Consider the following 12,952-nt stretch of genomic DNA (forward strand, 5'->3'; position numbering starts at 1 on the left):
AAGATAAAGCATGTCGCGCAAAAGCGTGCAGCGGTTTTGCGACAACGACATGCGTCAAATCAACGTCCTAAAGCGCAAGAAGCGAAGGATCGCGGTGCGCTTTAGGCACGCATCATCGTGCCCCATGCCGAAGGAATCTCTCCATGTCTTTTCCCCATGAGATCGAGCCGGATCTGCCTTTCCTCACCTCGCTCCGCCGCAATCTTCATGCGCATCCAGAACTCGGCTTTGAGGAGGAGCGCACCAGCGGCATCGTCGCCACCTTGCTGGAGGAAGCAGGACTGACCGTGCATCGCGGCCTCGGCAGGACGGGTGTCGTCGGCACGCTGCAGGTCGGCAACGGCACGCGCCGTATCGGCCTTCGCGCCGACATGGATGCGCTCGCCATGCCGGAAAAGGCCAACCGTCCCTATAAATCCACGATCCCAGGCAAGATGCATGCCTGCGGGCATGATGGCCATACGACGATGCTGCTCGGTGCCGCTCGTCATCTGGCCGCCAAGCGCGGCTTTTCCGGCACGGTGCATTTCATCTTCCAGCCGGCTGAGGAGGGTCGTGGCGGCGCCAGGCGCATGGTGGAAGATGGCCTTTTCGATCTGTTTCCGTGCGATGCCGTCTACGGGCTTCACAATATGCCCGGTCTTGCGATCGACGAGATGGCGGTTGTCGAAGGGCCTCAGCTTGCTTCATCGGATAGCTGGCGCATCACCTTCCGAGGCACCGGCACCCACGGCGCCAAGCCGCATCTTGGCAAGGACCCGATCACGGCAGCGGCGACCTTCCTTTCCGCGCTGCAAACCATCGTCGGCCGCGTCGTCGATCCGCTGCAGCCGGCCGTCGTCAGTGCCTGCTCGCTGCAGGCGGGCGATCCCAAGGCGCTGAACGTGATACCGGATACGGTCGAGATCGGCGGCACGGCGCGCGCCTATACGCCGGAGGTCCGCGATCAGCTGGAAGAGGAGATCGGACGCCTGGCGCATGGGACTGCAGCCATGTTCAACATTGCCGTCGATTATCAGTTCGAGCGCCGCATCCCGCCCGTCGTCAACGATGCCGATGCCACGGCGCGGGCGTTGAAGGCTGCGACGGCTGTTTTTGGCGAGAATGTGCGGACCCGATTTCCGCCATCGACAGCCGGCGACGACTTCGCCTTCTTCGGCCAGAACGCTCCCGGCTGCTATGTCTGGCTCGGCAATGGCCCGGCCGTTGACGGCGCCCTGCATCACAATACGGCCTATGATTTCAACGATGAGGCAATCGCCTCGGGTGTGGCTTTCTGGACGACATTGGTCGAGCAGGAATTGGGAGAGGGCTGAGGCAGGTCTCAACGTGTCTTACCGCGGTATCCCTCTATTGCCACCACTTCTCAGCGTTCAGCCTCTCGCAGCAATGCGTCGAATATGATCCGGCGTGCCCTTTCGGCGTCGATCTCCGCAGCAAAATGGGCATTAAATTGCCCATGCGAGGCGCGCGTTTCGACGACGGTGCGCCCACGCGTGTGCTGTCCATGCAATTCCGCATCGATCCGGGCATGCCGAAGGGTGGCGATGTCAGGTTCGACGAAAATGGCGGCCGCTGTTGGATCGTAGATCGCCATGGCGGGTCTGCCGCGGCTGATGGCGATGTTCACATAGCCCTCTAGTAGATCCGCGAGCAGCTGCGCCTTTTCGCTGCCATTCTCACGGATGCGGGCGACATCCTCCGGCCAGGCCAAGACCTTGCGACAAATGTCGAGATCGATCATGCGCAACGGCAGGGCATGCGCCAACACAATGGCGAGCGCCTCGGGATCGGCAAAGGCGTTGAACTCAGCCGATGCCGTGTGATTGCCCGCAGTGACCCCACCGCCCATCCAGGTCATCTCGTCGATGCGGGCGGCGAGATCCGGCCGTGCCAACGCCAAAGCGGCAATATTCGTGAGCGGCCCGAGCGCCAGGATGCGCTTCGGCCCGTCGCTGTCGGAAAGCCAGTCGCATAGCGCGGTAAATGCGTCGCTGAATGGAAGTGGATCGGCCGGCGGCAGGCTTCTGCCTGTGGTCGGAATGCCGGTCTGGCCGAGAATGTTCTGCGCCGTTTCCAGCTTGCGGAGAACGGGCAGCTTGCGGCCCGTATGGATCGGAAAGGTCCAGTTGAAGACGGCGGCAGCGCTCGCCGCATTGGCCTTAACGTGAGATAGGGGTGCATTGCCGCTGACGAGCGAAACGCCATCGATGGCGAGATCCGAATGCGCCACCACCAGAATAGCGGCGATATCATCGAATCCCATATCGGTATCGATCCAGATTCCCATACTCTATCTCATCGGTCGCAGCGAAATGGCACGGCGGCGTTTCCTGCCGCCCTGGCGGGATGGTCGCGGGACGCGCGCAAGCGGTGTTCGTCCCGCGGATCGCTTAGCTGGCTAGCGCATCAAGGATACGGATCCAGGAGCGAATGCCCTTGTGATAGGAGCGCAGCTCGTATTTCTCGTTCGGCGAATGGATGCGGTCGTCGGAGAGGCCGAAACCGACGAGCAACGATTCCATGCCGAGCATCTTCTGGAAGTCGCCGACGATCGGGATCGAGCCGCCCATGCCGATGATGAGGGCTGGTTTCGGCCACTCGTTGGAAAGCGCCGTCTTCGCTTTGGTCAGTACCGGCGAATCGTAGGAAAGCTGGATGGCCGGCGAGCCGCCATGCTCATGAAACTCCACCGAGCAATCTCCAGGGATCTTGGAGCGCACATAGGCGCGGAAGCTCTCGCGGATCGCCGCCGGATTCTGCTGGCCGACGAGGCGGAAGGAGACCTTCGCCGATGCCTTGGCGGCAATCACCGTCTTGAAGCCGGCGCCGGTATAGCCACCCCAAATGCCGTTTACTTCCGCCGTCGGCCGCGCCCAGGTGAGTTCCATCACGGACCGGCCCTTCTCGCCCGAGGGGATCGACAGGCCGACTTCGCCGAGGAATTTTTCGGCCGTCATGCCGAGCTTCTCCCAGGAAGCCTTGATATTAGCAGGCGTTTCCTCGACGCCTTCATAGAAGCCGGGAAGCGTTATGCGCCCCGTTTCGTCATGCAGTCCGGCAAGGATGTCGGTTAGAATGTGGATCGGATTGGCGGCAGCGCCGCCGAAAAGGCCCGAATGCAGGTCGCGGTCAGCAGCGGTGATGACGATTTCCTCGCCCACGAGGCCGCGCAGGCCTGCCGAAATCGCCGGCGTATCGCCGTCCCACATGCCGGTATCGCAGACAAGGGCAAAGTCCGCCTTCAGCTCGGCAGCATTGGCTTCAAGGAAGGGCTTGAGCGAGGGCGAGCCGGATTCCTCTTCGCCTTCGAAGAGGACGGTGATGCGCACCGGCAGTGCGCCCCTCGTTTCCTTGTAGGCGCGCACCGCCTCGACGAAGGTCATCAGCTGCCCTTTGTCGTCGGACGTGCCGCGGCCGGTCAGGATCTTGCGGCCATTGCCCAGGTCCTTGATGGCGGGAGCGAAGGGATCGCTTTCCCAGAGCTCGAGCGGATCAACAGGCTGCACGTCGTAGTGGCCGTAGAACAGAACATGCGGTGCATCGGCGGTGCCGGCATCGTGATGGGCGACCACCATAGGATGGCCGGGCGTATCGCGCACGGAGGCCTTGAAGCCGAGCGAGTTCAGATAGGTGACCAGCCATTCAGCTGCCTTGCGGCATTCCGGCTTGTAGTCCGGGTCCGTCGAAATGGACTTGATGCGCAGCAGCTCGAAAAGGTTGTCGAGGCTGGAGGGAAGGTTCTGATCGGCGCGGTCGAGAACGGGCGATAGATCGGTCATATCCGACTCCTTACATGAGATTTGGAGCGACGATAGACCAAAGGCCAGCCGGTTTCGAGGCGTTAAAACCGAAAATTTACCGTAGCTTGCCTCTTTCGACGGGAGCCTGCTCTTATGTGATTAGTTGCGCATGTAGTTTACAAGTTTTTTAGATTATTAGAAATAACGTCAATCCAGAAGAGTATTCTGGAGACGCGTAATGTTTTCAGTGATTGCATGTATTCGCGACGCTCATGACTTCAGGCTTATTCTCGTGGCGGCAGCCATCTGCCTCATCGGTAGCCTTGCCACCATGCTTCTTTTTTCGCGTGCACAGGAATGCCAGTCGCATCAGCGTCGCTACTGGATTGCGGCCGCAGCCTTTGCCAGCGGTATTGGTATCTGGGCGACGCATTTCATCGCCATGCTCGCCTATGAGAGTAACCTTCCCATCTCCTACGGCGTTTCGCTGACCGCGCTTTCGGTGGTCTTTGCCATCGTCGGTTCATGGCTCGCGATTGCCGTTGCCTTCGAATGGGACAATCGCGTTTCCTTTACAGTCGGCGGCATGCTGATGGCGTTTGGAATAGCCGCCATGCACTTCACGGGCATGCAGGCCATCGAGGCCTCGGCAAAGCTCTCCTTCGATATACCGCGCGTCGTCGCTTCAGTCGCGATCGGTGGCGTCTTCTCTTCACTGGCTTTCCTGGTGTTTCGCAGCCTTCGTGGCTTCAGTCGCATCATGGTCGGCGCTCTTCTGCTGTTGCTTGCGATTTGTTCCCTGCATTTCACCGCGATGAGCGGCGTGACGCTGATGCCCGAAATTGGGATGCCGGGGGCCGCCCTCGCCATGGATCGAAGCATCCTCGCAGGCATCGTCATGGCTGCTGCGATGGGTCTGATCCTCATCGCTCTCGGCGCCATCTTCATCGACCGTCATCTGACCGACCTTCGCGGCTTCGCCAATGCTTCGCTCGAAGGCCTGCTCATCCTCCGCGACGGCCGGGTCATCGATGCCAACGAGCGATTTTTCGCCATTTCCGGGTGGTCGCAGCAGCAGGTGGTCGGCGCCTCGCCAGAAACCTTCCTGGCGATCGACATAGATGCCCAAAGTGATGCCGCCATTCCACTGGAGACAACGCTGTCCGGCTATGATGGCAACGCGATCCCAGTCGAAACCGTGCGTCGCTCCATCACCTATCGCGGCCACGAATGCAGCGTATTGGTCGTGCGCGACCTGACCGAGCGGCGTCAGGCGCAGCAGATGATCGAGCATCTGGCGCACCATGATATATTGACGGATCTGCCCAATCGCTCGCTGTTCGACCAGCGCATGCGTCAAGCGCTGCAGGTGGCCAACCGCAGGGGCGGGGAAGTCGCCATCTTCTGTCTGGATCTCGACCGCTTCAAGGCCATCAACGACGTCTTCGGCCATGCGGAAGGCGATCGCATCCTCTGCAAGGTTGCCGGCATCCTGCAGCGTGCGATCGAGGAGGGCGATACGGTGGCAAGGCTCGGCGGCGACGAATTCGCCATTATCCAGCCCAGGCGTCAGCAGCCCGAGGGGGCCACGCGTCTTGCCGAGCGCGTTCTTTCGGAATTTGGCATGGAGATGGATACCGCCCGCGATCCGACGGCCGTCGGCGTCAGCATCGGCATCGCCATCTATCCGCGCGATGGCACGAGCGCCGAGCAGCTTTACGCCAATGCGGATATGGCGCTTTATCGCGCCAAGCATGCGGGCCGGGGCCACGCCTGCTTCTTCGATGCCGAAATGGACAAGGCCGTGCGCACCCGTCGCCAGCTTGAGAACGATCTGCGTCAAGCCATTCTGCGCCGTCAGCTCTTCCTGGAATATCAGCCGATCTACGATGTCGGCAGCGACGGTGTCAGCGGTTATGAGGCGCTGTTGCGCTGGGCGCATCCGGATCGAGGCGTGATTGATCCAGAGACGTTTATTCCCATTGCCGAGGAAAGCGGATCGATCGTTGCGATCGGTGAATGGGTGCTGCAGCAGGCCTGCCAGGAGGCGACGCGCTGGAGCGAGCCCGCGAATGTCGCGGTCAACCTCTCGCCGCTGCAATTCATGATCCCGACCCTCTACGACCAGATCGAACGTATCCTGCGCAAAACCGGCCTCGATCCGCAGCGCCTCGAACTGGAAATCACAGAGGCGGCGCTGATGCGCGAACGAACGACTGTGATAGCGACATTGCAGCGGCTGCATCGCCTCGGCGTTCGCGTGGTCATGGATGATTTCGGCACCGGCTTTTCTTCGCTCAGCAACCTGCGCGCCTTCCCATTCGACAAGATCAAGGTCGACCGCAGCTTCACCGGCGCCCTCGAACACGATCCCGCAGCTCGCTCGATCGTCCGTGCCATCATCGGCCTCGGTCACAGCTTGAATATGCCTGTGGTCACGGAAGGGGTCGAAACGGAAACCCAGCGCCGCATCGTCATCGAGGAAGGCTGCGCCCAGCTTCAGGGGATATTCTTCGGCAAGCCCGATGTCGGGCCGAGCCAGTTCCAATCAGCTTTGAATAGGGTGGTCGGCCAGGGCTGAGGCGCGCTGCGCAAACGTATGAAGCGGCTTTGCGGAAAACCGCTGCATGCTTTTCCTGGGATTGCTCTAAAGCTGCCTGGCATTCTCCAGCACGCGCCGGATATATTCCAGCAGCAGCTCGCGTTCGAATTGCCGGAAATCCTTTAGAAGATCCGTATCGGCGGCCATGGCGGCCTCGATCGCTTCCGCCTGCATGGCCGCGGCCTTGTTCGTCAGGAAGACCAGTTGCGCCCGCTTGTCCGAAGGGTGCGGGCGGCGTTCCACCAGGCCGTCCCGTTCCATGCGCGACAGCGTATTGGCCATCGTCGCCTGTTCGATGTCGATCCTCTCGAGCAGCTGCTTCTGCGTCAGCCCGTCCTCGGACCACAATTCCAGCAGGATCGGAAACTGACCGGGGGAAAAGCCGAGCGTCGCCGCGCGTTGTTGTAGCGAGCGAGCGAATCCCTTCGCCATCTGACTGGCAAGGTAGGCGGCGGAGTCCATCCGATTAAATCCCATGATTGCAAATATGCCCATAATTCAGAAGCAAGACAATCAGCAATTCTTCGCGTAGATCCCCTCTGAAATAAGCAACTCAGGTGAATTTTTTCACCTTCATAGGTTGCATTTTTTGGTATGAAAAAGCCGCCATGGCCTGGAGGGGACGCCATGGCGGCTCATGAAAGAGGGACAAAGGCCCGGAGAGGGGATAGGCCTTTGTCCTAGTCTGACATGGCGGGGGACAGGCCGGTTGTCAGACCCGCGGCGTATCATCGCCGGTGAATAGGATTTGAGGTTTCGAATGTGGTTTTTCAAGGGAATGCGCAGATTAGATTGATTAAAAGTTAGTAACGTTTCGGTGAGAGATCTGGCCCTGTTACAACACTGCAAAACTGAAGTTTATATGGACGTTGGAAGTGCGCCACGCTATCCATGCTTCCATGAAAAAAGGTGATCATCTCTTCCTCGTCGACGGTTCCGGTTTCATTTTCCGGGCCTTTCATGCTTTGCCGCCGCTGACGCGCAAGTCCGACGGATTGCCCGTCGGCGCCGTCTCCGGTTTCTGCAATATGCTGTGGAAGCTGCTGACTTCGGCGCGCGATACCTCGGTCGGTGTGACGCCGACGCATTTCGCCGTGATCTTCGACTATTCCTCGAAGACCTTCCGCAAGGAGATCTTCCCGGAATACAAGGCTAATCGCTCGGCGCCGCCGGAAGAGCTGATCCCGCAGTTCGGCCTCATCCGCGAGGCGACCCGCGCCTTCAACCTGCCTTGCATCGAGACCGACGGCTTCGAGGCAGACGACATCATTGCGACCTATGCCCGTCAGGCGGAGGCGGCTGGCGCCGATGTGACGATCATCTCGTCCGACAAGGATCTGATGCAGCTCGTCACCCCCATGGTCCACATGTATGACAGCATGAAGGACAAGCAGATCGGCATTCCCGACGTGCTCGAGAAGTGGGGTGTACCGCCGGACAAGATGATCGATCTCCAGGCCATGACCGGCGACTCGGTCGACAACGTCCCCGGCATTCCCGGCATCGGCCCGAAGACGGCGGCGCAGCTTCTGGACGAGTTCGGCGATCTTGACACGCTGCTCGCCCGCGCCGACGAGATCAAGCAGCAGAAGCGCCGCGAAAACATCATCGCCAATGCCGAACTTGCCCGCATTTCGCGCCAGTTGGTGACGCTGAGGACGGATGTACCGCTGGAACTTGCGCTTGACGCGCTGGTGCTGGAGCCGCAGGACGGCCCGAAGCTGATCGGCTTCCTGAAGACCATGGAATTCACGACCCTGACGCGGCGCGTGGCGGAGGCCTGCGACTGCGATGCGGCGGCAATCGAGCCCGCCGTCGTCAAGATCGAATGGGGCGAGGGCGCTCATGGCCCCGATCTCGATGTCGGCGAAAATGTCGATCTTGTTGCCGGCAGCGTTGTCGAGGCCGAAGGGGCATCGGTTCCGGCGCCGTCGGCCAAGGCGCGTCTGGCTTTGGATGGCACCACAGAGCCCGAGGATCTCGCCAAGGCGCGCGCCGCAAGTTTTGCGAGCGCGCCGATCGACCATTCGAAATATGTGACCATCCGCGATATCGCCACGCTCGACCGTTGGATCGCGGATGCGCGCGAAACCGGTATCGTCGCTTTCGATACGGAAACGACCTCGCTCGATGCCATGCAGGCCGAGATCGTCGGCTTCTCGATGGCAATCGCCGACAACCGCAACGATCCCTCGGGTTCTTCCATCCGCGCCGCCTATGTGCCGCTCGCTCATAAGACCGGTATCGGCGATCTGTTGGGCGGCGGCCTCGCTGACAATCAGATCCCGCTGCGTGATGCGCTGCCGAGATTGAAGGATCTGCTGGAGGATGCCTCCATCCTCAAGATCGCGCAGAACCTCAAATACGATTACCTGCTGATGAAGCGCTACGGCATCGAGACGCGGTCCTTCGACGACACGATGCTGCTATCCTATGTGCTCGATGGCGGCGCCAATGCCACGCATGGCATGGACAGCCTCTCCGAGCGCTGGCTCGGGCATAAGCCGATCGCCTACAAGGACGTCGCCGGCAGCGGAAAGTCCAACGTCACCTTCGATCTCGTCGATATCGACCGCGCCACCGCCTATGCCGCCGAGGATGCCGACGTGACGCTGCGCCTCTGGCTGGTGCTGAAACCACGACTTGCGGCGGAAAAACTTTCAGTCGTCTACGAACGGTTGGAAAGGCCGCTCGTGCCGGTGCTTGCCCATATGGAGGAGCGCGGAATCACCATCGACCGGCAGATCCTTTCCCGCCTTTCCGGCGAGCTGGCGCAGGGCGCCGCCGCCTTGGAAGACGAGATCTACAATCTGGCCGGCGAGCGCTTCAATATCGGCTCGCCGAAGCAGCTCGGCGATATCCTTTTCGGCAAGATGGGGTTGGCCGGCGGCAGTAAGACCAAAACCGGGCAATGGTCGACCTCGGCGCAGGTGCTGGAGGATCTGGCGGCGGCCGGCTTCGAGCTGCCGCGCAAGATCGTCGACTGGCGCCAGCTCACCAAGCTGAAATCCACCTATACGGATGCGCTGCCGAGCTATGTCCATCCCGAGACGAAGCGCGTCCACACCTCCTATTCGCTGGCCTCGACCACGACAGGGCGCCTCTCCTCCTCCGAGCCGAACCTGCAGAATATTCCGGTGCGCACGGCGGAGGGCCGCAAGATCCGCACGGCCTTCATTTCGACGCCGGGCCACAAGCTCGTCTCCGCCGACTACAGCCAGATCGAACTGCGCGTGCTGGCGCATGTCGCCGATATCCCGCAGCTCAAGCAGGCCTTCGAAGACGGCGTCGACATTCACGCCATGACGGCCTCCGAAATGTTCGGTGTGCCGGTGGATGGCATGCCGAGCGAAGTGCGCCGTCGCGCCAAGGCGATCAACTTCGGCATCATCTACGGCATTTCCGCCTTCGGTCTGGCGAACCAACTCTCGATCGAGCGTTCGGAAGCCGGCGACTACATCAAGAAATATTTCGAGCGCTTCCCGGGCATCCGCGACTATATGGAGGGTGCCAAGCAGGCGGCGCGCGACAAAGGCTATGTCGAGACGATCTTCGGCCGCCGCATCCATTTCCCGGAAATCCGTTCCTCCAATCCTTCCGTCCGCGCCTTCAATGAGCGTGCCTCGATCAATGCGCCGATCCAGGGTTCTGCCGCCGATGTCATCCGCCGCGCCATGATCAAGATGGAGCCGGCGCTGGCCGCAGCCGGGCTTGGCGATCGTGTGCGCATGCTCTTGCAGGTGCATGACGAACTGATCTTCGAAGTCGAGGATGCCGATGTCGAGCGCACCACGCCGATCATCGTCTCGGTCATGGAAAACGCCGCCATGCCGGCGGTCGACATGGCTGTGCCGCTGAAGGTCGATGCGCGCGCTGCTCATAATTGGGATGAGGCGCACTGAGGCTGCCTATCCCGCCCCCGGCGGGCGGGAAAGCAAAATCAGCATTTAGCCGTCAGGCTAAGTGCTAGATTGTCCGACTTCATTTCCCAATCAGCGTTTCCAGCACCGAAACGATCGCGCGTTCCGCTTCTTCGAGCGTGCCGCTATTGTCGATATCGGCGACGTCGTAGCTGCCCTCAACGGTCAGCGAGCTTCTTTCCAGCCGCTTTAGCACGTCCTCACGGCTCTCGCGTCCGCGCGCCATCAACCGTTCGGCCAGCACTTCGCGTGTCGCCGTGATGTTGATGACCTTCAGACGTGGAAATGCGCTCTGGAAGTGATGCAGCGCCGAGCGTGAGCCATTGGCGATCACCAGATGGCCCTGCGCAAGCTCATCGAAGACGTCGGCCGGAATGCCGTATTTCAGGCCGTGCGCTTCCCAGGAGACGGCGAAGGCGCCGGCCTGTTCCATCGCATCGAAATCCGCTTCGGAAACGCTTCTGTGGTCCTCATTGCCCGCATCGCCATCGCGCGTGATGACGCGGCGCACGAAATGGACATCCTGCCGGCCGGCAAAATGCCGGGCGGCCAGATTCATCAGCGTATCCTTGCCGGCGCCGCTCGGGCCGACGACGACAGCGAGCGTGCCCGCCGTCGCATCCGTCAGGCCGAGATTAGCCGGCTCGAGATTGGCGCTTGCGCTCATGCCACCCGGCGTCCTTCCCGCCAGACGGAGCGCGTAACCGGAACGCCATGATCGCGACGGACGCGCACGAGATCAGCGCGCAGGCCCTCTGCGATGCGGCCGCGATCGTTCAGGCTAACGGTCCTTGCGGGCGTCGCCGTCACCATGGCGATCGCCTGCGGCAGCGAAATGCCCTCGACTTCGTCCGCGAGGATGAAGGGCGCATGCAACAGGCTGAGCGGAACGTAATCGGAGGAAAGCACATCGAGTACGCCGAGTTCGGCGAGGTCGCGTGCGGCGATATTGCCCGAATGCGACTTGCCACGCACGATATTGGGTGCGCCCATCAGCACGCTCATGCCGGCACCGTGGGAAGCCTTGGCGGCATCGATACTGGTCGGAAACTCCGCCAGGCGAACGCCGTAGTTGATGGCTTCGTCGACATGGGCGAGCGTTGCATCGTCATGGCTGGCGACCGTTATGCCGCGTTCGGCGCAGACCTTGGAGATCGCGTCACGATGCGGCGTGGCATACTTGGCCGATTCTTCCTGCCGCTTGGCAACGAACTTGGCAAAGGCCTCGTCGCTGAGCCCGCGCTTCTTCTGATAGTAGAAGATGTACTGATCCATCGTCTGGAACTGGCGCTGGCCCGGCGCGTGGTCCATCAGCGAGACCAGACGCACGTAAGGGTCCTTCTCGAAATCCTGGAAGTGGTCGAGCACGTTGTCGGAAGAGACTTCGCAGCGCAGGTGGATCAGGTGATCGGCGCGCAGGCGGTCTTCACGCTGGGCCGCCTGGATCGCGTCGGCCATGTCGCGCATCTCGCCCTTTTCGAATCCGCCATCCTCGTCCGAGCCCATGCGCAGGCAGTCGAACACGGTCGTGATGCCCGAGGTGACGATCTGGGCATCATGCGCCTGGATCGCCGCCGTCTTGTTCCAGCGAACGCCCGGGCGCGGGGAATAATGCGCTTCCAGATGGTCCGTATGCAGTTCGACCAGCCCGGGGATCAGAAAATCGCCCTCGAAATCCTCGCCGATATCGGACTTGCCTTCGGAGATGGCGGCAATGCGACCGTCACGGATCAGCACCGAACCTTCGATGATCTTGTCTTCGAGGACGATGCGGGCGTTGGAAAGGACGGTTTCTTTGGTCATATCGGCTCTTCATATTAGGCGCCGGCAAGCGGCAGCCAGGAACGGACAGTAAAGGGAGCACCACGCTCTTCTTCGACGAAGATGGCGAGGCCGGAAATATCGAGCGGCTTGCCGGTATGCTCGGCGAAACGTTCGCGCAGCACCTCATGCATCTCGGCCTGCCGTTCGGCCGGAACGCGTCCCGTCAGCGTCATGTGAAAACGGAACTCGTCATTGACGTAAGGATAGCCCCAGCGCAGCAGATTGGCGCGCTGCGGCTCCGTCAAACCTTCCGGCTTACGCCTTGCGATGTCATGGTCCGAAAGCGGTGCGCGCAAAGGCTCGAAGGTTTTCACGACGCGCGAGGCGAAATCCTGTAACGGCTCGTAAACGGTGCTGGGCACGAGCGCGAAGAAATGGCCGAGTTGGCCGAGCACAAGTTCCGGAATGGTGAAAGCCTTGGTCTGCGAGGCGAATTCAGCGGCAACTTCGAGGAGATCGCGCTCGGTCACCGAAGCGGCCAGCTCGAACGGCGCCTTCAGCGTGGCATGAAAGCCGTAGCGGCGCGGATCGGCCGTCAATTCGGCATGGCCTTCCGGCAGGGGACCCATGGCCTTGTCGGAAAAAATCTCACCGGAAAACGCATCGCGGCCAAGCCAGCGAGCGGCAAGCGATGTCAACAGATCGTCTTTTGGCGGCGTGAAGTAGAGAGCATAGCGCAAGGCTGCATTCCTTGGAAAAATCGGCTGCGCAGGACACTGTTGGGTGATTTGCTTCAAACCGCAAGAGCAGCAAGGCAGCAACGGTTCGAATCCGGCTAAAGCCGGCCTGACCGTTACGGTCTTGCCGGCCTGCGCTACCGGATTCCCGTGACAGAATGATGATGGGAAACGATTTTTTTCCCG

The 12,952-nt window shown here is 61.0% G+C and carries 9 protein-coding genes; 3 read left to right on the top strand and 6 right to left on the bottom strand.

Annotation, left to right across the window (positions count from 1 at the left end; translation table 11 throughout):
• The first annotated feature begins 143 nt into the window (after positions 1-143).
• The gene (locus tag AC13RE_RS26100) at positions 144-1,316 is read left to right on the top strand and encodes a M20 aminoacylase family protein (protein ID WP_488565086.1); all 1,173 of its coding nucleotides are present in this window, start codon (positions 144-146) and stop codon (positions 1,314-1,316) included.
• Positions 1,317-1,366: 50 nt separating this feature from the next.
• On the opposite strand, the gene AC13RE_RS26105 is transcribed toward AC13RE_RS26100, so the two are convergent.
• Positions 1,367-2,290: a nucleoside hydrolase gene (locus AC13RE_RS26105; RefSeq protein ID WP_488565087.1), complete on the bottom strand. Its 924-nt coding sequence runs from the start codon at positions 2,288-2,290 to the stop codon at positions 1,367-1,369.
• 103 nt (positions 2,291-2,393) lie between these two features.
• A complete protein-coding gene (locus tag AC13RE_RS26110) occupies positions 2,394-3,782 on the bottom strand; it encodes a M20/M25/M40 family metallo-hydrolase (RefSeq protein ID WP_488565088.1) in 1,389 nt (462 codons plus the stop codon).
• A gap of 199 nt (positions 3,783-3,981) precedes the next feature.
• Here AC13RE_RS26110 and AC13RE_RS26115 point away from each other — a divergent pair, with 199 nt between their 5' ends.
• Positions 3,982-6,324 (top strand): bifunctional diguanylate cyclase/phosphodiesterase, encoded by a 2,343-nt coding sequence (locus tag AC13RE_RS26115; protein WP_488565089.1) that lies wholly within the window; start codon positions 3,982-3,984, stop codon positions 6,322-6,324.
• 66 nt (positions 6,325-6,390) lie between these two features.
• On the opposite strand, the gene AC13RE_RS26120 is transcribed toward AC13RE_RS26115, so the two are convergent.
• Positions 6,391-6,807 carry a MarR family winged helix-turn-helix transcriptional regulator gene (locus AC13RE_RS26120; RefSeq protein WP_112338499.1) on the bottom strand — a complete coding sequence of 139 codons (417 nt, stop codon included), beginning with the start codon at positions 6,805-6,807 and terminating at the stop codon, positions 6,391-6,393.
• A 437-nt stretch (positions 6,808-7,244) separates the two neighbouring features.
• Between AC13RE_RS26120 and polA the strand changes: the two genes are divergently transcribed.
• The gene (gene polA, locus AC13RE_RS26125; RefSeq protein ID WP_488565090.1) at positions 7,245-10,247 is read left to right on the top strand and encodes a DNA polymerase I; all 3,003 of its coding nucleotides are present in this window, start codon (positions 7,245-7,247) and stop codon (positions 10,245-10,247) included.
• 79 nt (positions 10,248-10,326) lie between these two features.
• Here the strand turns inward: polA and phnN are convergent, their stop codons facing one another.
• Genes phnN through AC13RE_RS26140 form a run of 3 tightly spaced genes read right to left on the bottom strand, consistent with a single transcriptional unit; the run spans position 10,327 to position 12,769 of the window.
• Entirely contained in the window at positions 10,327-10,932 is a 606-nt protein-coding gene (gene phnN / locus AC13RE_RS26130; protein ID WP_488565091.1) for a phosphonate metabolism protein/1,5-bisphosphokinase (PRPP-forming) PhnN, read from the bottom strand.
• Complete coding sequence (locus AC13RE_RS26135; RefSeq protein WP_132721037.1) at positions 10,929-12,068, bottom strand: alpha-D-ribose 1-methylphosphonate 5-triphosphate diphosphatase; 1,140 nt, start codon at positions 12,066-12,068, stop codon at positions 10,929-10,931. The genes phnN and AC13RE_RS26135 overlap by 4 nt, the downstream gene beginning before the upstream one ends.
• A 14-nt stretch (positions 12,069-12,082) precedes the next feature.
• Positions 12,083-12,769, bottom strand: coding sequence for a DUF1045 domain-containing protein (locus tag AC13RE_RS26140; RefSeq protein WP_488565092.1), 687 nt, complete (start codon positions 12,767-12,769; stop codon positions 12,083-12,085).
• Positions 12,770-12,952: the final 183 nt, after the last annotated feature.

The organism is Martinezella sp. CNPSo 3959 (genome assembly GCF_057784355.1).

Excerpts from the sequence above, each read along its gene's own strand:
- AC13RE_RS26100 (WP_488565086.1), top strand. The coding sequence starts at position 144 with ATGTCTTTTCCCCATGAGATCGAGCCGGATCTGCCTTTCCTCACCTCG.
- AC13RE_RS26105 (WP_488565087.1), bottom strand. The coding sequence starts at position 2,290 with ATGGGAATCTGGATCGATACCGATATGGGATTCGATGATATCGCCGCT.
- AC13RE_RS26110 (WP_488565088.1), bottom strand. The coding sequence starts at position 3,782 with ATGACCGATCTATCGCCCGTTCTCGACCGCGCCGATCAGAACCTTCCC.
- AC13RE_RS26115 (WP_488565089.1), top strand. The coding sequence starts at position 3,982 with ATGTTTTCAGTGATTGCATGTATTCGCGACGCTCATGACTTCAGGCTT.
- AC13RE_RS26120 (WP_112338499.1), bottom strand. The coding sequence starts at position 6,807 with ATGGACTCCGCCGCCTACCTTGCCAGTCAGATGGCGAAGGGATTCGCT.
- polA (WP_488565090.1), top strand. The coding sequence starts at position 7,245 with ATGAAAAAAGGTGATCATCTCTTCCTCGTCGACGGTTCCGGTTTCATT.
- phnN (WP_488565091.1), bottom strand. The coding sequence starts at position 10,932 with ATGAGCGCAAGCGCCAATCTCGAGCCGGCTAATCTCGGCCTGACGGAT.
- AC13RE_RS26135 (WP_132721037.1), bottom strand. The coding sequence starts at position 12,068 with ATGACCAAAGAAACCGTCCTTTCCAACGCCCGCATCGTCCTCGAAGAC.